25 protein-coding genes and 2 tRNA genes are annotated in these 20,789 nt (G+C 47.4%); 13 read left to right on the top strand and 14 right to left on the bottom strand.

The window, feature by feature from the left end; all coding sequences use genetic code 11:
• The 11 genes from J0895_RS02915 to J0895_RS02865 form a co-directional block, all read right to left on the bottom strand.
• On the bottom strand, positions 1-470 hold a 470-nt coding region (locus J0895_RS02915), incomplete at its 3' end, for a transposase (RefSeq protein WP_207086631.1).
• Between the two features lie 419 nt (positions 471-889).
• Entirely contained in the window at positions 890-2,320 is a 1,431-nt protein-coding gene (gene lpdA, locus J0895_RS02910) for a dihydrolipoyl dehydrogenase (protein WP_207086630.1), read from the bottom strand.
• Between the two features lie 177 nt (positions 2,321-2,497).
• On the bottom strand, positions 2,498-3,466 hold the full coding sequence (gene pstC, locus J0895_RS02905; protein WP_242541006.1) for a phosphate ABC transporter permease subunit PstC: 969 nt from the start codon (positions 3,464-3,466) through the stop codon (positions 2,498-2,500).
• Between the two features lie 118 nt (positions 3,467-3,584).
• A complete protein-coding gene (pstS, locus tag J0895_RS02900; protein ID WP_422894302.1) occupies positions 3,585-4,721 on the bottom strand; it encodes a phosphate ABC transporter substrate-binding protein PstS in 1,137 nt (378 codons plus the stop codon).
• Between the two features lie 385 nt (positions 4,722-5,106).
• Positions 5,107-5,520, bottom strand: a complete 414-nt coding sequence (gene arsC, locus J0895_RS02895) for an arsenate reductase, glutathione/glutaredoxin type (protein WP_207086628.1) — start codon at positions 5,518-5,520, stop codon at positions 5,107-5,109.
• Positions 5,521-5,585: 65 nt separating this feature from the next.
• Entirely contained in the window at positions 5,586-6,737 is a 1,152-nt protein-coding gene (arsB, locus tag J0895_RS02890; RefSeq protein WP_207086627.1) for an ACR3 family arsenite efflux transporter, read from the bottom strand.
• Between the two features lie 123 nt (positions 6,738-6,860).
• The gene (locus tag J0895_RS02885; protein WP_207086626.1) at positions 6,861-7,889 is read right to left on the bottom strand and encodes a PstS family phosphate ABC transporter substrate-binding protein; all 1,029 of its coding nucleotides are present in this window, start codon (positions 7,887-7,889) and stop codon (positions 6,861-6,863) included.
• Positions 7,890-7,978: 89 nt separating this feature from the next.
• Entirely contained in the window at positions 7,979-8,308 is a 330-nt protein-coding gene (locus tag J0895_RS02880; protein ID WP_207086625.1) for an ArsR/SmtB family transcription factor, read from the bottom strand.
• A 119-nt stretch (positions 8,309-8,427) separates the two neighbouring features.
• Positions 8,428-9,276 carry a nucleoside triphosphate pyrophosphohydrolase gene (mazG, locus tag J0895_RS02875; RefSeq protein WP_207086624.1) on the bottom strand — a complete coding sequence of 283 codons (849 nt, stop codon included), beginning with the start codon at positions 9,274-9,276 and terminating at the stop codon, positions 8,428-8,430.
• Positions 9,277-9,333: 57 nt separating this feature from the next.
• Positions 9,334-9,657, bottom strand: a complete 324-nt coding sequence (locus J0895_RS02870) for a XisI protein (RefSeq protein ID WP_207086623.1) — start codon at positions 9,655-9,657, stop codon at positions 9,334-9,336.
• 134 nt (positions 9,658-9,791) lie between these two features.
• Positions 9,792-10,412, bottom strand: a complete 621-nt coding sequence (locus J0895_RS02865) for a metal-binding protein (protein ID WP_207086622.1) — start codon at positions 10,410-10,412, stop codon at positions 9,792-9,794.
• Between the two features lie 46 nt (positions 10,413-10,458).
• On the opposite strand from J0895_RS02865, the gene J0895_RS02860 reads away from it, so the two are divergent.
• The 7 genes from J0895_RS02860 (at position 10,459) to J0895_RS02830 (ending at position 14,452) form a co-directional block, all read left to right on the top strand.
• A tRNA-Val gene (locus tag J0895_RS02860) sits at positions 10,459-10,530 on the top strand.
• Positions 10,531-10,631: 101 nt separating this feature from the next.
• Entirely contained in the window at positions 10,632-11,363 is a 732-nt protein-coding gene (gene radC, locus J0895_RS02855; protein WP_207086621.1) for a RadC family protein, read from the top strand.
• A gap of 78 nt (positions 11,364-11,441) precedes the next feature.
• Positions 11,442-11,513 (top strand) — tRNA-Val (locus tag J0895_RS02850).
• 135 nt (positions 11,514-11,648) lie between these two features.
• Positions 11,649-12,416, top strand: coding sequence for a hypothetical protein (locus J0895_RS25600; RefSeq protein WP_242541005.1), 768 nt, complete (start codon positions 11,649-11,651; stop codon positions 12,414-12,416).
• The gene (locus J0895_RS02840) at positions 12,410-12,892 is read left to right on the top strand and encodes a DUF7689 domain-containing protein (protein ID WP_242541004.1); all 483 of its coding nucleotides are present in this window, start codon (positions 12,410-12,412) and stop codon (positions 12,890-12,892) included. Before J0895_RS25600 ends, J0895_RS02840 begins: the two co-directional genes overlap by 7 nt.
• A gap of 300 nt (positions 12,893-13,192) precedes the next feature.
• Positions 13,193-13,447, top strand: a complete 255-nt coding sequence (locus tag J0895_RS02835) for a hypothetical protein (RefSeq protein ID WP_207086619.1) — start codon at positions 13,193-13,195, stop codon at positions 13,445-13,447.
• 180 nt (positions 13,448-13,627) lie between these two features.
• The gene (locus J0895_RS02830; protein ID WP_207086618.1) at positions 13,628-14,452 is read left to right on the top strand and encodes a prepilin peptidase; all 825 of its coding nucleotides are present in this window, start codon (positions 13,628-13,630) and stop codon (positions 14,450-14,452) included.
• A 699-nt stretch (positions 14,453-15,151) separates the two neighbouring features.
• Here J0895_RS02830 and gatC read toward each other — a convergent pair.
• Positions 15,152-15,433, bottom strand: coding sequence for an Asp-tRNA(Asn)/Glu-tRNA(Gln) amidotransferase subunit GatC (gatC, locus tag J0895_RS02820; RefSeq protein ID WP_207086617.1), 282 nt, complete (start codon positions 15,431-15,433; stop codon positions 15,152-15,154).
• Positions 15,434-15,549: 116 nt separating this feature from the next.
• Entirely contained in the window at positions 15,550-16,071 is a 522-nt protein-coding gene (locus J0895_RS02815; protein ID WP_207086616.1) for a photosystem I assembly protein Ycf3, read from the bottom strand.
• 315 nt (positions 16,072-16,386) lie between these two features.
• Here J0895_RS02815 and J0895_RS02810 point away from each other — a divergent pair, with 315 nt between their 5' ends.
• The 6 genes from J0895_RS02810 to psbV2 all read left to right on the top strand — a co-directional run bounded on the left by J0895_RS02810 (position 16,387) and on the right by psbV2 (position 20,072).
• Positions 16,387-16,560 carry a hypothetical protein gene (locus tag J0895_RS02810; RefSeq protein ID WP_242541003.1) on the top strand — a complete coding sequence of 58 codons (174 nt, stop codon included), beginning with the start codon at positions 16,387-16,389 and terminating at the stop codon, positions 16,558-16,560.
• 119 nt (positions 16,561-16,679) lie between these two features.
• Entirely contained in the window at positions 16,680-17,603 is a 924-nt protein-coding gene (gene accD / locus J0895_RS02805) for an acetyl-CoA carboxylase, carboxyltransferase subunit beta (protein ID WP_207086614.1), read from the top strand.
• A gap of 334 nt (positions 17,604-17,937) precedes the next feature.
• Positions 17,938-18,294, top strand: coding sequence for a hypothetical protein (locus tag J0895_RS26660; protein WP_340643436.1), 357 nt, complete (start codon positions 17,938-17,940; stop codon positions 18,292-18,294).
• Entirely contained in the window at positions 18,272-18,433 is a 162-nt protein-coding gene (locus tag J0895_RS02795; RefSeq protein ID WP_207086613.1) for a hypothetical protein, read from the top strand. Before J0895_RS26660 ends, J0895_RS02795 begins: the two co-directional genes overlap by 23 nt.
• A gap of 151 nt (positions 18,434-18,584) precedes the next feature.
• Positions 18,585-19,076, top strand: coding sequence for a photosystem II cytochrome c-550 (gene psbV / locus J0895_RS02790; protein WP_207086612.1), 492 nt, complete (start codon positions 18,585-18,587; stop codon positions 19,074-19,076).
• A 495-nt stretch (positions 19,077-19,571) separates the two neighbouring features.
• Positions 19,572-20,072, top strand: a complete 501-nt coding sequence (gene psbV2, locus J0895_RS02785; RefSeq protein ID WP_207086611.1) for a photosystem II cytochrome PsbV2 — start codon at positions 19,572-19,574, stop codon at positions 20,070-20,072.
• A 5-nt stretch (positions 20,073-20,077) separates the two neighbouring features.
• Here psbV2 and J0895_RS02780 read toward each other — a convergent pair.
• Positions 20,078-20,789, bottom strand: a 712-nt coding sequence (locus tag J0895_RS02780) for a GGDEF domain-containing protein (protein ID WP_207086610.1), incomplete at its 5' end; no start/stop codon positions are given.

Genomic DNA, 20,789 nt, shown 5'->3' with positions numbered 1-20,789 from the left:
TCATCGCGAATGATGTGTTCATAATAGTTGCGTTGCCAAAATTTAACGCCAATTGAATCTCGTTTTTGATTGATTAATTTTGTGGTTTGATATTTAAAATAAGCGATGATTTTTCCGAGTTGTGTTTTGTATTCAAAAAAGGCGTTGGGGTTTTTGGAGTTGGAGGGTTTGGAGACCAAACCCCTACAGGAGGAGTTGGGGGTGACGATTATGCCGTGAAAATGATTAGGCATGATAACGGCAGCATCAATTTCTATGTTGTCAAAATGATGGGGCAAATGGTTCCATAACTGATGAACGATTTCGCCATATACATTAAGTTCTAGTATTTGATTCGTGATATTGCCCAGTAAACATTCACGATTTTGAACACAAATGGTGATGAAATAAACTCCGGCCTGATTATAGTCATAGAATTTCAGGCGAATTGAACGCCGATGATGAATTTGAGGATTATATTTTTGAACCATTTAATTGTCATTTTCAGGGATTAGGTGTAGAGGCATGATTGACCTGCCCTATCTGGGATTTTAGGGAAAATTGGGTTCAATGACGAAACTTTCTCTCTCCCTCCCAGGTATCCGTGGTCACGTAGGGGTTTGGTCTCCAAACCCTCTTTCCCAGATATCCGTGGTCATGTAGGGGTTTGGTTGATTTATGTCTAAATATAGCAATCCTAAATCAGTTGTGGAAGACGTCGGCGGCCCCCAACCGACGGCGGCCCAGAACGGGAGAGGGGAGAAGACAGATGTTATAAATCATTTAACAATGCTATAGAGGGTTTGGTGACCAAACCCCTACGGTTTCGGTTGATTTATGTCTAAAATAACAAAAAGCCCGCACTTTTGCGGGCTTTTTCCTTAGTAATTGTCGCTGTTAAGATGAAGAGTTACACGGTAGCAGCGCGTTTATAGGCTTCATCTAACACTTCGGAGAGGGTGGGGTGAGTGTGGACACTAAAGGCTAGTTCATTGACTGATTCACGATTGCCGATCGCATTGGCAGCTTCTTGAATTAAATCAGCGGCATGATAGCCAAAAATATGGACGCCGAGAATTTCTCCGGTATCTTTTCGGTAGATTACTTTGGCAATTCCATCGGTTTCTCCCTCGGCGATCGCCTTGGAATTTCCCTTGAAATAAGTTCGCACTGCGGCAACTTCAAATCCCTCTTCTTTGCCTAATTCTTGTGCGGCAGGTTCGGTTAATCCCACAAAACTCATTTCGGGATGGGTAAAAGCAGCAGCAGGAATACTCCGATAATCAATTGTGCGAGGACGTCCACAAATATTTTCAATCACGGCGACTCCTTGTGCGGATGCGGCGTGTGCTAACATCATTTTACCCATTGCATCGCCGATCGCCCAAACATGAGGAAGGGGTTCGCCGTCAGCTAACAATTGCATCACATCATTCACCGGAAGGAAACCCCGGCGATCGGTTTCGGCACCGACGGATTCCAATCCTAAGTTTTTGGTGGCAGGAATTCGTCCGGTTGCCACTAAACAAGCATCCACTTCTAAGACTTCTACCACCTCCTTAGTTTTGGGGTCCATTAATTCAATCACCACCGGAGCCCCGGGAGTGACTTTTGCCGCTAACATTCCCACCCGAGTTTCAATGTCCCGGGGTGCAATTAACACTCGTTGCGCTTGTTTGGCAATATCCGGATCAAAGGTTGGCATCAGTCTATCCAACGCTTCAATCATGGTCACTTCAGAACCCAAGGCGGTGTAAATATCGGCAAATTCTAACCCGATATAACCACTCCCAATGATGGCAATCCATTGGGGTAACCAGTCTAATTTAATGGCATGATCACTGGTAAAGACTGTTTTGCCATCGACTTCAATCCCAGGAGGAACCCAAGGCACGGAACCGGGAGCTAACATGATATCTTTAGCAGTAATTGTCTTTTCACCACTGGCAGTTTCTACGATAATTTTTTGACTTCCTGCCAGTTTTCCCCACCCTTGAATCACATCCACATTCAGGCGTTTGAGACTATTGACCAATTCGCCACGCAATTTAGACACGGTATTATCGGCATGACTGGCGATGGTTTCGCGATCGAAGGAGATGCCATCGAGTTGAATGCCGAGGGTTTTCAAGTGATGAGCATCCCGCAACTCTCGCACTCGTCCCGAGGCTGCAAGCAGGGCTTTTGAGGGAATACAGCCACGATTGACGCAAGTGCCTCCCATGACTCCAGCTTCGACGATCGCCGTTTTTAAGCCACATTTCACAGCGTGTAAGGCGGCACCATGTCCCCCCACTCCTGCGCCAATAATCACTAAATCGTAATCAAATTCTTGACTCACTGAAATTTCTCCTGATGCGCGTTGTTAATTATTCCCATTGTTAAATGGTGAGGGAATATGAAGCAAGATTTTGGGGAGGATGGGAAAGTTTGTAGTAACGACTTCAGTCGTTTCCACTCCAACTCCCCCATCAACCAACTCCCCAATGACCAATGACCAATGACCAATGACCAATGACTAAAACTTCTTGACTTTCCGAACAATTAACTCCGCACAAACATTCACCACTAAGGTGAGCAAAAATAAAACCAAACCCGCATACATCAAAGCTGAAATTTGTAACCCCGAGGCTTCAGCAAACTGATTCGCCAACAAGGAGGCGATCGTATTTGCGGGCGCCAGCAGGGAGAATTTCATGTCGTTGGAGTTCCCAATAATCATGGTAACCGCCATCGTTTCTCCCATGGCACGGCCTAATCCCAACATAATCCCGCCCACAATTCCAGAAAATGCCGCCGGAATTAAAACTCGAATAATCGTTTCCCACCTGGTCGCCCCTAACCCTAGGGATGCCTGCCGCAACTCTGGGGGAAGCGACGCCAACGAGTCCCGAGAAATTGCCGTAATAATCGGCAAAATCATAATCGTTAAAATGATCCCCGCCGGTAACATTCCCGGTCCCACGGGACTCGTAGAAAAAATCGGCAAAAAGCCCAAGGTATTATGCAAAAATAGCCCGATGGGTTGCAAGAAGGGAATGAGTACAAAAATTCCCCATAACCCATACACCACACTCGGAATCGCGGCTAACAATTCCACCATAAACACCAGCACTGTCTGGACTGATGTGGGCAGAAAATTTTCACTCAAAAAGATGGCAGTCCCCACTCCCAGAGGAACCGCAAACAGCAAACCGAGGCCCGAAGAGACTAAGGTCCCATAAATCATCGGCCAGATCCCATACTGATCCTGAACCGGATTCCATGAGCTGGAGGTGAAAAAATTCAACCCAAAGGATTGAATCGCAGGTACCGCCTTGATCCCCACCTCGATCGCCATCCAGACTAAAATTCCAGCAATGGAAAAGGCAAAAATCCGCGTGAGCCAGAAAAAACCCGTATCCATCACGCGCTCTTGTTTTTGGCGAGGTTCAATAGCTCTTACCTCGTCCCTATCAATATCCATATTTTCTGATTGTGTAGTCATTCTTAAAATAAATTAAGCCCTTTACTCTATCCGCATCGATCATAGAACAAGGAAAGTCGGGAATGATAGCAAGCAGTCCACTCTGCTTGCTATCTCCTTCCTTACCAAAACTTTACTGCTATTCGGTCACTTCAATGTCATACTCGGGGCTAATCACATTCGCTTTTTCAGCCACTTTCTGCCTGACATTTAAGGGGAGAGGAACGTAACCCAACTCCGGGGCCAGCTGTTGTCCTTCATTCAAGCCGTACTCAATCACTGCAGAAAGGGCTTGAGCTTTTTGGGGATCGGAATACTCTTGGTAAGCCAGCAGCCAAGTATAACTAACAATGGGATAAGAGTCGGCTCCATCGGGATCCGAGATGAAAGCCCGTAGATTATCCGGGAGTTCCACGGCGGCCAGGGTTTGACTCGCGGCTTCACCGCTCGGAACAATAAAGTTGCCGGATTTATTTTCTAAAGCCGCCATCGGGATATTGTTGTTTTTGGCGTAGCCATACTCAACGTAACCGATCGCCCCGGATGTTTGTTGAATCGAAGCGGTAACGCCTTCGTTCCCTTTTCCGCCAATTCCTGTGGGCCATTCCACGGTGGTTCCTTCACCGACTTGCCCTTTCCATTTTTCACTAATCGCGGAGAGATGTTTGGTAAAGACTCCGGTGGTTCCACTTCCATCGGAACGATAAACCACGGCGATCGGTTGATTGGGTAAGTTCACACCGGGATTGGCTGCGGCGATGCGCGGGTCATCCCATTGGGTAATCTCACCCATCAGCATATCCACATAGACCTCCCGAGGAAGTTTCAACCCGGTTTCCACTCCAGGCAAATTATAAGCCAAGACGATGCCACCTGCGGTCATGGGTAACATCAGAACCTCCCGGTTCATGGCTTGAATTTCTTCATCCTTCATCGCTACGTCGCTGGCCCCAAAATCTACAGTGCCTGCGGCAAACTGTCGGATGCCCGCCCCACTCCCAATGGATTGATAATTGGTGCGAACTTGGGGATTCTCTTGATTGAATTCCTGAAACCAACGTTGGTAAATCGGCGCGGGGAAACTCGCTCCTGCACCTGTTAAGCTGACGGCTTGGGTCAAGGCAAGTTTGCCGGTCCCTTCTTCACCTGCGGTATTTGTGCTAACAGTGTTGTCTGTGGTGGGTCCCTGGCAAGCCCCGATCCCCAAGGTCAGTGCAACAACAGACAGGGAGAACGCCATTCGAGCCGTTTTTATGGGATTGGGTAAAAGCATGATGTGAATGGGTAGGTTTGGCTATTTTTGTGACGCTAACGATTGCAGAATACCGCTTCAGGGTAAAGATTGGGTTAATAGGCGTTAAAGTCTCTGCATGAAAAAAATTCCCCGGTGCCTTGCAATTCTATCGCATTCCTCTGCTCACAAGGGTTTTGCCCTTAAAAAAGGTAGCAAATTTGACAACAAATTTAGTCAATCCATGACTAAGGGGGCCAACGTACTCTGAAGTTCACCATAAAATCGCCGCCAGTCCCCTCCCCTGGAAAGGCACTGTAAGTAGATTTAGCTTGACGGTAAAGCGCCTAAAAATGAGAAAACGAAAAGCGATCGCCCTTTTGCTCTCAAGCTGGGCGATCGCCTCTATCTTGTTTTCTTGACTTTTCCTCTAGGCGGGAACTTCCGTGGCGATCGCTTCTATCAATTTGCTCACCCGCGCTTTAATCTCATCCCGCACGCTGCGAAATGTCTCCAAGGATTTCCCATCCGGGTCTTCCAATTCCCAATCCTCAAACACTTCTCGCAATACCCACCCTTCGGGTAAATTCACTCCACAACCACACAGGGAAATCACTGCATCATAATCCTCGGCTTGAAAATCACTTACCGGGTCGGAAGTTTGATGACTAATATCTACCCCAATTTCCTCCATCACCTCAACTGCCGTCGGATGGACTCGACTGGATTCTAAACCGGAACTGGTGACCTCAATTTTCCCCTCACCCAGGGTTTTAGCAAATCCTTCTGCCATTTGCGATCGGCAGGAATTACGCTTACAAACAAACATTACTTTCTTCGTCATGATTTCTCTCTCTTAAATGGTGGACAAAATATGGGGAAATTTCTGTAAATCTTCCCCAATTGAATTTACTTGAAGCTCGGAAAACAACGGGGGTCGCGTAACGTCGCCTTCTCGGGTTCTCGGGGAAACCAATTCGCTGTCTTCTTACAAACCTCTACCAGCATTAACATCACTGGTACTTCGATTAAAACCCCGACTACCGTTGCCAAGGCTGCACCGGAATTTAAACCAAATAGCATCACCGCTGTGGCGATCGCCACTTCAAAATGATTACTCGCCCCAATTAAAGCTGCTGGCGCTGCATCTTCGTAGGCGATATTCATTTTCAATCCGGCTACATAGGTAATCAAGAAAATAAAATTCGTTTGAATGAAGAGCGGCACGGCAATCAGCAAAATATGGAGAGGATTATTAACAATCAAATCTCCCTTAAACGAAAATAGCAACACCAAGGTAATCAGCAATGCTGTAATCGAAATCGGCGTCAAATATTTCAAAAATTCCCGTTCAAACCACTGACGACCTTTATTTTTTAAAATCCAATATCGGCTATACATCCCAGCCGCCAAAGGCAATCCCACATAAATCAGCACCGATAACACAATGGTTTGCCAGGGAACGGTTAAATCATTGGCTGCCAGCAACCATCTCCCCAGAGGCGCATACAAAAACAGCATGGCTAGAGAGTTAATTGCCACCATCACCACGGTATGTCCCTGATTGCTAAAGGAGAGATATCCCCACATCAGCACCATCGCCGTACAGGGCGCAATTCCTAATAGGATGGTTCCGGCAATGTAAGAATTGGCAATGTCAATGGTCTCGTTGTTAATAATTTCCGTGCCAACAATCAAGGGACGAAATAACCAACCCAAGAAAAATTGAGCAAAAGCCACCATTGTGAAAGGTTTAATTAACCAATTCACAACTAAGGTCAGCAGCACAGGTTTCGGTGCTCTGACTGCATTCGCTGCCTGGGTGAAATCGATTTTCACCATGATGGGATACATCATGAAAAACAGGCAGATGGCGATCGGAATGGATACCTGATAGAAGCTCATGCGATCGAGAGCAACGGCGACACCGGGAAACAGTTTTCCCAGGATAATCCCTGCGATGATGCACAGAAAGACCCACAGGGTCAGGTATCGCTCAAAAATACTCAGTTTGCCACCCGCTTGTACAGGTTGCCTCGAATGCTCGTTTGCCTCATTCACGACAATTTCCCTCGTCCTTACAGTCTCTCAATCGCTTTTGATTGTACATCAAAAAAAGTTGATGAGTTAAATTATTTCAAGAAAATTTGATATGAGGGATGGGAGGTGGGCAAACTGTTGCGCCTAAAACTTGGCTTGTTTGGTCAGCAATTCGCCGATGGTTAAATCAAAAGCAGCTTTGCCCTCAAAGACTGTCCCCACCTTATGTCGATGAAAATGGATGTAGGCCAAACGGTAGCCTTCCTCCGGTAAAGGGATGTAGCCAACCGTGGGGATAATTTCTGGGGCTTTCTCTAGGTAAAATTCGACAAAAGCCTGAAGTGCGGGATTCTTCTGGGCGGCGTCGGCATTCACATAAATAAACAGGGGACGGGAGAGAGGCTGATATTGGGCATTTTCCACAGTTTCCCGGGAGGGCATCATGGGACCATTTCCATTATCCAGGGCGATCGCCTTGAGTCCGTCCCGGTGGGCTTCATAGTAGGCATAGCCAAAATAACCCAGAGCATTGGGGTCTCGACGCACTCCCTCAACCAACTCATCATCATCCTCACTGGCGGTATAGTCATTCCGACTGGCATCGGATTCCCCCATAATCGCCTCAGTAAAATAGTCAAAGGTCCCGGAATCTCTGCCTGGACCGAATAAGGTCAGGGGGCGATCGGGCCAAGAGGAGCGCACTTGATTCCATTTGGAAATTCTGCCTTGCGCCGTAGGTTCCCAAATTTTCTTTAACTCCTCCACCGTGAGGCGATCGACCCAGGTATTGTCCGGGTGAACGACCAGGGTAATGGCATCAAAGGCGATCGGTAATTCGATATAGGGAACACCGGATTCTCGACAGGCGGCCATCTCTTCTAAGTTAATCGGTCGTGAAGCGTTATTAATCGTGGTTTCTCCGGCACAGAATTTGCGAAAACCACCTCCGGTCCCGGAGAATTCCACGGTCACTTCTGCCGGATTGGGATGAGTTTCTCGATAGGAGTCGGCGATCGCCTGGGTAATCGGATACACCGTCGAAGACCCATCCATGATGATGGGTTGTAAGACTTGAGAATTACTGTTTTGGCAGGAGGTCAACAGGGCCGCTACTCCGGCGATCGCTGCCCACCGTTTCACGCCGCTCAAAAACTGCTGTGCTGTTGCGTTCATAACCCTTTCCCAAAAAACAATTGCGGGGTATAGGCTAAATATATCAATAAAAATTGATTAACTAGGTTAAATTTTAGTAAAGGTGAAATTCAGGAGTCTCCATTACAGGACCGAGCGGGGAGAATCGGACTAAACCGGCGATACTCGGCCAGGTACTGTTCGAGGCAGGCAAACTGAGGGATATTCAGACTGTAGTAGATCCAGCGACCTTCTTGGCGTGCGCGAACCAGGGCAGCTTCTTTAAGAGTTTTAAGGTGAAAAGAGAGCTTAGACTGGCTCACGTCGAGAATTTCGCACAGTTCGCAGACACATAACTCGCGATCGCGCAGCAACTCCAAAATTGAAATCCGCAACGGGTCAGAAAAGGCATGAAAACCTGCTGCAATCTCTGCCGGTGCATTCTGAGTGCTATTAACCATCAACTTTTCCTGAAATGTTTTAGACCCGATTTTAGCATGGGAGATGGGGAGGATGGGGAAGACAGTACCACTCGTGTCATGGATTCAGCTTTCGTCACGAGCAATCTCCCCAATCTTGCTTATTCCTGCTTTTGTTTTGCCAAAAGTGCTTTAACAGTTTGCCAAACTTCTTCTAATTCTTCAACACTATATTCAGAAAGAGGCCGATCGCAAACGGCTTCTAATTTAGAAAAGCGCTCAGAAAAGCGATGGTTAGTTTCCTGTAACCCCTCCGATGGGTCTAAATCATACCATCGAGCTAGATTAATCACCACGAATAATAAATCCCCTAATTCCGCTTGTTGTCGGGCTTTATCTTCATGGGCGATCGCATAGCGAAATTCTCCTAACTCTTCCTCAAATTTTTCCCAAACTCCCTCAATATTCTCCCATTCAAAACCCACAGCCGCCGCTTTTTCAGAAATCTTCATTCCCGCCATCAAAGGCGGCAAAGTCCGAGCATATCGACTCAGTTTATCGCTCAGGGGTTTAACTTCCGCTCCGGTTTCCCCTTTTTCTTCCGCCTTGATTTGCTCCCAATTGGTCCGGACTTCTTCAACGCTATTCACCTCAACATTGCCAAAGACATGAGGATGACGGCGAATCAGTTTTTCTGCAATACCCTCAGCAACTTCAGTCAGACTAAACTGGTTGAATTCACTAGCGATTTGGGATTGCAAGACGACTTGTAATAATAAATCGCCTAGTTCTTCGGCAATGGCTTGTTTATCCCCACTTTTAATGGCATCGACCACTTCGTAGGCTTCTTCGATAATGTAGGGGATTAAACTTTCGGGGGTTTGGGCTAAATCCCAGGGACATCCCCCGTCAGGCGATCGTAACTGAGCCACTACCTGGATTAACTTTTCTAATGCGGGTAATGCCGAGGAACTAGAAAGGGGTAGTTTGGGAGTTTCAGGATTTGACATTTAGGGGAATTAGGTGGGTGACGACAAGTGAATTACATAACAAAAATTGAACAAAAATCAGCCAACTGGCACTTTTTGAAAATCGGATAAAAAGGCTAAAACAATTTGATTTTGGGGAATACCTTGACTTGTTAAATCTTCGGTAATGCTGCGCTCCATTCCATCGTATTCAATATAAATTTTTCCATCTTGTAAGGTGACATAAATTAAATTTTCTCTCACTCGACGTCCTCTATCCCAACCGACTTGCATCAGCGCATAGCGATCTCTAGTTTCATCAAAAACCGGCTCTAATCGGATGTCTCCATGAGAGGGCTTTAATTTAGCGTAACCAAGAATCACCTGTTTTACAATTTCTCGATAGGTCTGGCTGGTATACATTGTTTTACCTCATAAAAAAGGCCGGGTTAAGCGATGGATTTATGGTCATGTCTTTATCGGAAAAATATTGAATTATTTTCGCTAAATATTCTCCGAAATTGGTGATTTTCCTTGCTTTCAAACCGGGATTAAACTTAAGATTTGCGCTTGGTGGAGGCTCTTTGGGGGCGCGTGTTGCTGGAGGCGTGACGCTTGATGCGTTTGGCGGGAGTTCGGGGTTTTTTGCCTGGATTAAAAATAGCAGACCATCCGTATTTTTTGAATCGCTTGTAAGCGGATCCGATCCAATCACTGAGGGAATGACTCATGGCGCCGAGTTCTAATCCGAGGAAGAGGGCGATTCCTTCCATTGGGTGCTGTTTGAGGGTACGGGCGATCGCCGCTGATGCCATTGGTGCATTCCAAGTAAACAGTCCGATGTAATCTCCAACGAGGACCACTCCAAAGGCGATCGCCCCGATCCAAATCCCCAAATACAGGATCCGCAACGCCGTTCCCACCAAGGGACCATGAGACAAAAATGAGCGATGATGTAAACTTTGTTGATAAGGCAGCCAGATCCACCGCAACCACCCCCAGCGCTGAAACTGCTGAGAATAGATATCCAAATCCGGGCCAAACATCAGTCCACTAAACAAAAAACCACCAGCAACAATCAGGGTGAGACTGCTACTGCGGGTCTGGGCGTATGTCCCTCCTGCCACCAAGGGTAAGCTCCACAAAGTAATTTCATCATGAGTTCGACCAGATGGCATGAAATTTCCAAAAACTGTGTTATGATGTGATCCGTCGGGAAAAAAAGGGCGTTTAGCTCAGTGGTAGAGCGCCTGCCTTACAAGCAGGACGTCACTGGTTCGAATCCAGTATCGCCCATTGTTAAATGTTATGGAAGTAAAGGCAAGCCTAGGGGCGATCGCTTGGTTCATGACTCACCGTTATGATAAACTCGCGAAAAATGAGTTTTGGGTTGGTCCATGACCTATTGCCTCAGAATTGCAGATATCCCCACTAATGAGCGTCCCCGAGAGCGATTGATGGCCTATGGGCCAACAAGTCTGGCCACTGCGGAACTGATTGCCATGCTTCTGGGGACAGGACAAGGGCCAGGAAAGTTGTCCGCAGTAGGACTGGGCCAGTACATTTTACAGAAACTGGGCGAGAATCAGCGGGACCCCTTGGAAGTCTTGCGGGTGATTTCCCCACAGGAATTGATGGAAATTCCCGGAGTGGGACCGGCAAAAGCCACCACAATTTTAGCGGCGATCGAACTCGGCAAGCGAACCTTTTATTCCAGGCCCCCCGATCGCAAAGAAATCGATAGTCCCGAGGCAGCAGCAGCGGCCCTCTCTCATGAATTGATGTGGCAACCCCAAGAACGATTTGCCCTGTTGCTGCTGGATGTAAAAAATCGCCTGATTGCAACCAAACTGCTCACCATTGGCACAGCAACAGAAACCCTCGCCCATCCCCGAGAGATTTTTCGAGAAGTCTTGCGACATGGTGCCACCCGGGCAATTATTTCCCACAATCACCCCTCGGGTAGTTTAGAACCCAGTCCGGAAGACATTCAACTCACCCGCCAGTTATTGCAAGGGGGTCAATTTTTGCAAATTCCTTTACTGGATCATTTGATTTTGGGGAATGGCGACTTCCAGAGTTTGCGGCAAATCTCCGGGTTATGGGAGGAATATCCCCAAGGGGATTAGGGTTGGGAACGGGTGAAATTTTTTTTGGAAAAGGGCTTGTGCATTTTTGCTAAACCGTGCTATTGTAGGAAATCGTGCGGGCGATTAGCACAGTGGTAGCGCACTTCCTTCACACGGAAGGGGTCACTGGTTCGAATCCAGTATCGCCCATTGATTTTTTTAGGTAATGTTTTCTCGGTGGCAAATCGTCACCGGGTTTTTTTACATTGAGCAATAAAAGCCCAATAGTATCCCCTCATAGAAATTATTAATATGTTCTCGGGTCTTGTCCCCGATATAAATACCATGAAAATCACCCAAATTCCGCTTCAATATTATCCAATTTTAACCCAGTTAATAGAATTCGATGATAAAATTATAGAAGAAATAGTGCAGTCCTTAAAAATTGCCCAGCCTACTTTACAGCTAGAAGAGTTAACTAAAACGGTTGCAAGTCAAGTTAAGACAATCAGTCAAAAAAGTATTTCTGAAATCCTAGAATTTGTGATTTCTCTCTATTCCTTGTCCGATGACCATGAGTTTTCCCAGCAGGACGTTGTAAATTTTTTGGGCGATTTTCTACAGAATTCTGAAGAATTCATTCATATTAGTTTAAATCAGGTAGAGAGATTTAAGCATCGATTATCCAGATTAATGGAACCAGGAGGTGTTCTTCCTTGTTATTATTTCCTAATGGTCAAAGCTAAAGGGACTCAAGAAACCTGGCAGTTGGGAGAAAACCGGCAAGCCTACGGGGTTCAAAATTTAGATCCGACTGTTCCTGAATTAGAAAAGACTTTCCTAGAATTAGCCCATCAATGGCGTAGAGAAACAAGGGGAATCTCTTCCACAAATAAAGCATCCATGCATCCTATATATCAGCAGATTATTGGCATGGGGAAAGCAGTAATCCCCTTATTACTCCGAGAACTGGAACGAAACTCAGGACAATGGTTCTGGGCAATCCAAGCAATTAGTCGCGAAGATCCAGTTCCCCCAGAAAAACGAGGTCAAACTCAAGAGATGATTCGATATTGGCTGGAGTGGGGGAAGCAGAAAGGTTACAGATGGTAGAGAATGAACCCATCGGTAATTCAGCCTGGAGAACGCAAGTTAGGGGGTGGATTGAAGCGGATTACCCCAATTTATTACAGAGTGGATACAGACTAACCAGCCCGGATACAATTGATTATAATTGTATGGCCTGGGCGTTAGAAGATAAGTCTAAGTGGTGGTGGCCGGATGAAATGGAGCAACAGTATTGGCCGCCCAATATTAAAAGAGAAGAAAGTTTAAAAGCATTTATTCAGGTTTTTGAATCCCTCGGATATAAGGTTTGTGAAACGGCTTCTTTAGAAGTGGGTTTTCAAAAAGTAGCACTCTATGCCGACTCAAATAGAAGACCTACTCATGCTGCCCGACAATTAGATTCGGGAATATGGACGAGTAAACTCGGATCAGAAGAGGACATAGAACATCACGAACTAGAGGGGTTGGTGGGCGAAAAATATGGTCAGGTTGCAGCAATCCTGAAAAAATTTATCCCTTAAATCGGGGTGTTACATGAATCAGGTAATCCTTGGTAATCTGTTGTTTATTCTCTACTACTGTAATTAATGAACCAGCAACTTTGCTGAGTTGGACGCTGGAAGGTGGCGGTTTAAGTGAGGGGTGAAACCCGGCATTAAGGGGGACAAAGGATTAAGGGTTGATGATTTTCATTCATAAGATAGATATTTTAGGGAGGCCGATCGCCACAGTTTAAGAGTGGGTAGACTACAATCAAGCCATGACCAGCACCAAACTTTTTCCAGTATCCACTTAAACTTTACGATTAAGGTTGCTCGCTCATGTACGCTGCACCACAACTCCAAGACGATAGCGCGATCGCCTCCCCGCAGTTGCTTGACCCGACTTTGCTCAAAGCCGCAAGGTTACTTTATCGAGCTTACAAGGAGGTTCATCCCGATGGGATTCAGCGTCCTCTCGGGGTAGCTATCGATCGCTTTACTCATCGAGGTCAGCTCATTTTTACCCAAAAGCCTGCTTTATTGCTGACGGAATGTTTTGTACCGTTCGATCAGCTTGAAGCCGGACTCTATTAGCGTGAATTGGGCTATGATGATCACCGGACAGGATCGGGTTCGGACTTTTTATTGAATTCTGATGATTACTTATTGTTAATCAGGAATAATTTAACCAAAAATTTGAATAAAAAAAAACAACTATTGCATCATTTTTTTAACGTCTCAATGCTCAACTCAACTGTTTAAAATCGGGTCATCATGGATGTGATTTTTGCGATCGCGGCGTTTGCCGTCGCCTTAACCTTGGGTGCTTCCATCGGCAGCTTTATCAACGTAGTGGCATACCGGATTCCTGCGGGTTTATCCTTGCTGTGGCCCCCTTCCCGCTGTCCCCATTGCCTGCATAAACTCGGTAAAACCGAGAACGTACCAGTCTTCGGGTGGTTGCGGTTGCGGGGTCGCTGTGCTCACTGCAAAAGTCCGATTTCCATCCGCTATCCCATCATCGAAGCCTTAACCGCCGTCATCTTCATGGTGGTGGCATTGTTCACCTGGGAGAACCCGATGCAAATGATCGGGTATTGGGTCTTTTTTAGCTGGTTATTGGCCCTCTCAATTATTGATTTGGATACCATGACCCTGCCGAACCCGCTTACGCAGTCGGGATTAGTGGTGGGATTAGGGTTTCAGATGGTGATGGGGTGGGCGATCGCCTCCAATCTCGAAGGAATTCCCCATCAGTTAATGGTCGGGATATTCGGTGCAGTCATCGGGATTTGGCTGTTGGACAGCATTTCCTTTGTCGGTTCCATCGCCTTTGGAAAAACCGCAATGGGGGCCGGGGATGCCAAACTCGCCGCCATGATGGGGGCTTGGTTAGGATGGAAATTGATGCTGCTAGGCGGTTTTATTGCTTGTGCTGCCGGTGCCTTTATCGGAGGGGGTGCGATCGCCTTGGGGTGGCTCGAACGCAGTAAACCCATGCCTTTTGGACCCTTTCTAGCTCTCGGTGCGGCGATCGCAGCCTTGTGGGGAGAGACGATTTTATCAGCCTATCTTGACCTGTTTTTTCCGTTGCAGTAATAGGGGACAGTATAGCCATTAGAGGACTCCCCAACTGTACAGATATGGAAAGGAGTGCCAGCCAGATGCTCGCTATTGTCGAAAGCTTTCCCTCGGAGGCTACCACGGACAAAACTGTACGCGAATAACGGTGTCCCAGGCTATATCAATGGCTGCACAAGCAATTCCATCAGCTTGTAATCGTTTCATCGTCCACACCCGCAACCAAGATTTGCCCATTTGCCGCGAGTTGAGAACCTAACAGAATTCTCCCGCTTTTAAACCTTTATAAAGTTCATCATCTGTCTGTTTTTGTATTAATGTAATCCACAAAATTTGGATATTTTTGCAAGATTTAAAAAAATGACGGTTTTTCTGCTGGATTTATTTCAATTTTATCTCAGGTGAGCGATTCGGGAATTCCCTTAAATTTTGCTGCTTCCAGAGGCTTGACTTGGAAAGATAGATGATGTTTAACCACATCATAAACCGTTTGGGAAATACAAAAGCAGATTGGAAACGCGATTCATCCCTTTAACTGTCCGGCAATAGACCAGATTGCTTTTATACCTGATTTATTCTCCTTTGCCCTCTATCAAAGAACGCCAATCAGCTTGAGAGAATGAAAGCCATAAGTCTGTAGAAGTTACAAGAAAATAGCCCGCCTCAGCAGGCTATTTTGAAACAGGGTTTTATAACTGGGATAGGGGATTATTTTCCCTAGAGAATCTTAGGCACTTTAAAAAAGTCCCCTTCCACATCAGGGGCTGCGGCCATAATTGAGGATAGAGCCGTAAAGGGTTGGAGTTCATCGGGACGAGTGACGTTACTGACATCGATCGCCCGGGTGGTGGGTTTGATATTCTCTGTATCCAGTTCGCTCAACTGCTCAAAATACTCTAAAATGCTGCCCACTTGGGTGGTGAATTGTTCTTCTTCCGCTTCAGTGAGTTGGAGGCGAGCCAGGTGGGCGACTTTGCGAATTTGTTCTCGGTCAATCATGGGTAAATGGGGAGGGTGAGGGTAACAATGGATGGCGATCGCCCGTTGTTTGAGGGAAAAACAGCATCAAACCAAAGCGATCGCCGCAAAAAGTTTAGGCTGAAAGCACCCAGAGACTAGAAAAACACATCCATCGTGGAACGTCCAGTGGTTTTGAGCCAGTTTTGGGCCTCAATGTAGTTATTGGGAGCCTGACGGATGGCTTGTTTCCAGTAGTCTGCCGCGCGATCGTACAACTCCTCTGCATCTTCCGTTTCTCCTGCGTCCTTAGCTTGATCCCCTTGATAATGGAAAATCACCGCAATATTGTTTAAGGCTTGGGGCATCCGGGGATTGAGTTCCAGGGCTTGATGGTAAAATTCCAGAGCCAGGTCGCGATCGCCATTGCTGGTGTGAATCAGGCCGATATTGTAGAGAATATAACTGCGATCGTAAGGATCCTCTTCCAGAGTGAGGGCTTCGTTATAGTTGTCTAAAGCTTCAGCATATTCCCCATCGGCTTGAGCCGACATTCCGTCGCGGTAGTAGGCGAAAGCTTCCTTCGCTTGTTGATTCGTGGGTAGAATCTTTAAAATGATGTCCGCTACCACGGTGAAGGTTTTGTCAATGAAGTTATCGTTGCGTTGTGTTCTGGGCATGGGGGTTTCAGTCTAAGATTGCTAATAGAGTTTGATGATTGGCTGATTCTTCAATCCTATTGTAGGCATTGTGGTTCCATACGCTGCGTCAGAATTGAGTTTGTTGAGGCAGATTCAATCGGCAGAAAGCCGGTTCGGGGATATTTAAGTGCCAGTTGGACCAATTTGTAGGAAAATTGAAGAGCGAAATCGCGTTAAAATTGGGGTTCTGGGGCCTGACCTCAGAATGAAACGGGAAACAATCTTAGTTTAAATCAGTTTATTGTGACCTGGATCACAGTGAAAACGACCAGCCATCGCTGGGAGGCTGAGTTCATGCAGCTGGTGCTGGAGGCCCATGAGATTCCCACTCGGATTATTGATTTAGGAATTTTTTCATATTTGGGAACCGGGAGTCCAACGGCTTTGCAAGTGCGTCCAGAAGATCGGTGGACGGCGTTGTTATTACTCAGTCCCCCAGAAGAAGAGGAGCCTCCATCGGAACTCTGAATTGAGGTTGTGGAGAAACGTCAGCAGAGGAAGCGATCGCCCTCTTGATCGCCGCGATCGCATTCGGTTTCGGCTTCTGAAGTTGAATCGGTAACAAACAGAAGGGATTAAGCATTTTCATGTCTCTATTTGATTGGTTTGCAAATCGCCGTAAGTCAGGCCCAATGAGCCAAGAGCGGCAAGAGCGAGAGATAGCCGATGGGCTATGGACGAAATGTCCCGAATGTGGGGTTTTGACCTACACCAAGGACCTCAGAGCGAATCAGATGGTTTGCCTCGAATGCGGGCATCATCTAAGGGTGGATGGATCAGAACGGATTTACCAACTCATTGATGACACCACCTGGATGCCCCAGGATGAGCATCTGCAAGCGGTGGATGCCCTGAAGTTCCGCGATCGCAAGTCCTACAGCGATCGCCTCCGGGAATATCAAGAGAAAACCGGCTGTTTAGATGCGGTGAAAACCGGATTAGGCAAGCTGGATGGATTACCCGTGGCCCTGGGGGTGATGGAATTCAAATTTATGGGGGGCAGTATGGGGTCCGTGGTGGGGGAAAAACTCACCCGCCTGATTGAACGGGCCACCCGAGAACGGTTACCCCTGATTATTGTCTGTGCTTCTGGGGGGGCGCGGATGCAAGAAGGGATGCTGTCTCTGATGCAAATGGCGAAAATCTCTGGGGCCCTGGAACGGCATCGCGACAATAAGTTGCTGTATATTCCCATTTTGACCCATCCCACCACCGGGGGCGTGACTGCATCTTTTGCGATGTTGGGGGATATTATTATTGCTGAACCGAAAGCCACCATTGGGTTTGCCGGACGCCGGGTGATTGAGCAAACTCTGCGAGAGAAGTTGCCGGAGGATTTTCAGTCGGCTGAGGACCTGCTGCTTCATGGGTTTGTGGATGCGATCGTGCCCCGGACTCTGATTAAGAAAACTTTGGCCCAGTTGATTTGTCTGCATCAACCCCAATCTCCGTTGTCTCATCGGATTCCGTTACCAGATGCGATGCATTTGAGTACCACGGCGATCGAATAGATCTCGGTTACATCCTAGATAGATTTTGTAGGGTTGATTCGCGAATCAACCCTATATAGCGCGTCTAAATCAATTTGACATAAAGAAGTAGGGTGGGCACTGCCCACGGAGCAGAAGGTGGGCAGTGCCCACCCTACAATTGCTCTTATGGTACAGAGGCTTAAAGGAGTGCGAGCATCTTGCTCGCTATTGTCCAAGGGAGCCTCTTGCTCCCTTGGACAAAAATATTTTCAACCGGGGATAAGCATAAAATTTAGCAAAAGTCAAAGGTAAGAAATACCTAATTTGTAGGGGATTTATCAGAGATTGTCGGGAGACTCAGGCATATAAAGAATTGAAAAATTCCCGAGAGGTTGCCGGAGTGGTGGTGGGTGTTCCACAAATTAGTGCATTCGATATCCTTGAAGCAAAAATGCAATTTTTAGAAAGTGCCACTTACTGGCATGATAATGATATTGAAAATGGCTTAATGTTGACCTGTCTGCCAAAAATTATGGGTTTCGCTGACTTGTCGATTTCGGAAATTGCTCAAGACTATAATCTCCCGATTGAGGAGGTCCTGCGGTGGTGCGATGAGCTCTCGATTGCTTATAAAAGTCCTCAAACCCGTCTGGCGTTGGAGGATGCCAAGGCAATTTTGAGTAAAATTCACGACAATCCCCAGGAGAATGCTGGATCGGACTGTATTTGAGCGAGCTTTAACCGTGCGATCGCATCTCGAACCCAGATTAGCGGCGAATGATGGGACCCCAGGCGAGTTCGGCGTTTTACCGGGCGATCGCGAACCAACACCCTTGACTTCGAGCCTTAATCATGCACAAACGCGCTAACTTGTCAAGTCGTGACCCGAGCGCGGGTGAGGCATATTCAAAGGAATCGATGGACACAGGAAGAGTCCCGAACCCGTAAGCAACCGAACCAATCCAAGCCTGATCTGTGTTTAGCGTTCAATACCATATCCGCTTTTTTTTGAGGAAAACCATGCTGAAAAGATGCATCTGGCTGGCTGTAGCCACTGTATTCTTCACCTTTCAAATATTTGTCGGGAATGCGACGGCAGTGGAACTCGCTCGCGAGCTCCGCACTGTTCCATTAAACGATAGTGGCCAGACCGTCGTGTTGAGCTTGCAACAAGTTGAACGAGGCAAACGGGTATTTAACGATACCTGCTCCAAATGCCATGCTGGTGGGGTGACCAAAACCGACTTCAACGTGAGTTTGAGCCAAGAAGATTTGGCCTTGGCCAATCCTCGACGAGATACGATTGAAGGGTTAATCGATTACATGAAAAATCCGACGAGCTATGACGGGGAGACGGACATTTCCGAATTACACCCGAGCATTAAGAGTGCGGATATTTTCGCGGAAATGAGAAATCTGACCGAGGACGATCTGTTCGCGATCGCCGGACACATCCTCATTCAGCCTAAAATCAAAGGCATACAATGGGGTGGTGGTAAAGCCTACCGCTAGGGAGCATCTCAATTTTGAAAAGAGACCTAACCCCCCAGCCCCCTTCCCTTCAAGGGAAGGGGGAGAAAGATGTCAATTCCCCCCTCCCCTTGCAGAGGAGGGGCCAGGGGGGAGAGGTCAAATCGGTTTTTAGGCAAAATTGAGAGGCTCCCTACCGCTAAATCGGACCATCGGTTACAGACTGCATTCAGACTCGACCGGGCCTCACGGATGTTGTAACGGCAGGACTCAAGTGCAACCGGGCGTTTTGGGGATTGGTCCGTCAGCGATCGGCAATCCCTCTCCCCGATGAGAGGCGATCAACTCAACGTGATTGTCCAAACCCCAAAATGCTCTGTGCACACCCTTGAAGCCAACCGTTGTCCCCGGCATCGGGGTCAGAGTGAGAGTTTTTAACCCCTTTTGTGCTGATCCACAATCTGGATTACCTCCTCATCATCTGTGGAAATCCAGGTCCAGAATTCGCGATTAAACTGCACCCCAAGTCAAGTGCTAATGTTGCCAAAATTTTTAATCCGCTCAGTGGTGGCGATCGTCGTCATCGGCCTGAATTTTATGACTTTCACATTACCGGCACAGGCCGACTCGGTTGACCTCTATTTGCGCCGCTATTTGCAAGTCACCGAGCCCGTGCCCATCGAAATGAATCAGCAAGGGGAAACTCGCTTATTTTCCCCGGAAAGCTTGCATGAAGGCAAAGAGTTATTTAAACAAAATTGCCTGAACTGTCATGTGGGAGGGGCGACCTTGCCCTATCCAGTCGTGTCTCTGTCCCTAGAGGCTCTTAGGGGCGCGACTCCCCCCCGGAATAATATCGAAAGTTTAGTCGCCTATATGCGATCGCCGATGAGTTATGACGGCAGCGAGGACATCTACTGGTGCCGAGAGGTCCCGGAGACTTGGCTACCCACGGACCAGGTGGAAAACATGGCCGCCTTTATTATCCGGGCGGCTCAGAAAGCACCGGGTTGGGGGACCAAAGACTTTAAAGGTTAGTGGCATTACTGGGCATCGAGAGGGTTAGGGTCGAATTTGCAGAGGATTTCCGAATAAGGACAGAACTGCACCCGATTGCGGCCCTCTCCTTTGGCTTGATATAAGGCGCGATCGGCAAACTCCAGTAAAGCCTGGGGGTCTTGTCCGATTTTGACCCCTTGGGCGGTTATCCCCGACAGTGGGGCGATCGCCCCGCCAATGCTAATGGTCAGGGGAATTTCTACACCCTCGGCAGTTTTGAAGGGTTCAGAGGCGATCGCCTCTCGCAACTCTTCCCCATATTCCCAGGCCGTTTCCGGTCCAATGCCCACAGTTAAACAAATAAATTCCTCCCCCCCATAGCGATAAAACCAACTATTCCCCCGGGTCTGTCTTTGCAGCCGCGCCGCAATTTCTCTGAGCACTCCATCTCCAGTCGGATGACCATAAGTATCATTCACCCGTTTAAAAAAATCCACATCAATAGCAAACAGGCAGATATAGTCACTATAAACAGACTTCTCCTGAGCCGCAGAATGGGGCAGCATCTGGGGTAGAGCTTGTTCCATAGCCCGCCGGTTGGGTAACCCGGTCAACTCATCGGTAAGCGCCAAAGATTCCAGCAATTTATTCCGAGCAATCAGTTGCTTGAGCAGAGCTTCCCGTTCCGATTCCGATTGTTGCAATAATTCCTGCAAGACCTCAATCTCCGCATACATTTCCATCGGGTCTAAGGCT

Origin of the sequence: Phormidium pseudopriestleyi FRX01 (assembly GCF_017313335.1) — a bacterium.
In the GTDB taxonomy this organism is placed as follows: Bacteria; Cyanobacteriota; Cyanobacteriia; order Cyanobacteriales; family Laspinemataceae; genus Laspinema; species Laspinema pseudopriestleyi.
The sequence above is the reverse complement of the archived record's forward strand: the minus strand, read 5'-3'. Positions and strand labels throughout refer to the sequence as shown.

Excerpts from the sequence above, each read along its gene's own strand:
- pstC (WP_242541006.1), bottom strand. The coding sequence starts at position 3,466 with ATGACTACACAATCAGAAAATATGGATATTGATAGGGACGAGGTAAGA.
- arsC (WP_207086628.1), bottom strand. The coding sequence starts at position 5,520 with ATGACGAAGAAAGTAATGTTTGTTTGTAAGCGTAATTCCTGCCGATCG.
- J0895_RS02885 (WP_207086626.1), bottom strand. The coding sequence starts at position 7,889 with ATGAACGCAACAGCACAGCAGTTTTTGAGCGGCGTGAAACGGTGGGCA.
- J0895_RS02880 (WP_207086625.1), bottom strand. The coding sequence starts at position 8,308 with ATGGTTAATAGCACTCAGAATGCACCGGCAGAGATTGCAGCAGGTTTT.
- mazG (WP_207086624.1), bottom strand. The coding sequence starts at position 9,276 with ATGTCAAATCCTGAAACTCCCAAACTACCCCTTTCTAGTTCCTCGGCA.
- J0895_RS02870 (WP_207086623.1), bottom strand. The coding sequence starts at position 9,657 with ATGTATACCAGCCAGACCTATCGAGAAATTGTAAAACAGGTGATTCTT.
- J0895_RS02865 (WP_207086622.1), bottom strand. The coding sequence starts at position 10,412 with ATGCCATCTGGTCGAACTCATGATGAAATTACTTTGTGGAGCTTACCC.
- radC (WP_207086621.1), top strand. The coding sequence starts at position 10,632 with ATGACCTATTGCCTCAGAATTGCAGATATCCCCACTAATGAGCGTCCC.
- J0895_RS25600 (WP_242541005.1), top strand. The coding sequence starts at position 11,649 with ATGAAAATCACCCAAATTCCGCTTCAATATTATCCAATTTTAACCCAG.
- J0895_RS02840 (WP_242541004.1), top strand. The coding sequence starts at position 12,410 with ATGGTAGAGAATGAACCCATCGGTAATTCAGCCTGGAGAACGCAAGTT.
- J0895_RS02835 (WP_207086619.1), top strand. The coding sequence starts at position 13,193 with ATGTACGCTGCACCACAACTCCAAGACGATAGCGCGATCGCCTCCCCG.
- J0895_RS02830 (WP_207086618.1), top strand. The coding sequence starts at position 13,628 with ATGGATGTGATTTTTGCGATCGCGGCGTTTGCCGTCGCCTTAACCTTG.
- gatC (WP_207086617.1), bottom strand. The coding sequence starts at position 15,433 with ATGATTGACCGAGAACAAATTCGCAAAGTCGCCCACCTGGCTCGCCTC.
- J0895_RS02815 (WP_207086616.1), bottom strand. The coding sequence starts at position 16,071 with ATGCCCAGAACACAACGCAACGATAACTTCATTGACAAAACCTTCACC.
- J0895_RS02810 (WP_242541003.1), top strand. The coding sequence starts at position 16,387 with ATGCAGCTGGTGCTGGAGGCCCATGAGATTCCCACTCGGATTATTGAT.
- accD (WP_207086614.1), top strand. The coding sequence starts at position 16,680 with ATGTCTCTATTTGATTGGTTTGCAAATCGCCGTAAGTCAGGCCCAATG.
- J0895_RS02795 (WP_207086613.1), top strand. The coding sequence starts at position 18,272 with ATGCTGGATCGGACTGTATTTGAGCGAGCTTTAACCGTGCGATCGCAT.
- psbV (WP_207086612.1), top strand. The coding sequence starts at position 18,585 with ATGCTGAAAAGATGCATCTGGCTGGCTGTAGCCACTGTATTCTTCACC.
- psbV2 (WP_207086611.1), top strand. The coding sequence starts at position 19,572 with ATGTTGCCAAAATTTTTAATCCGCTCAGTGGTGGCGATCGTCGTCATC.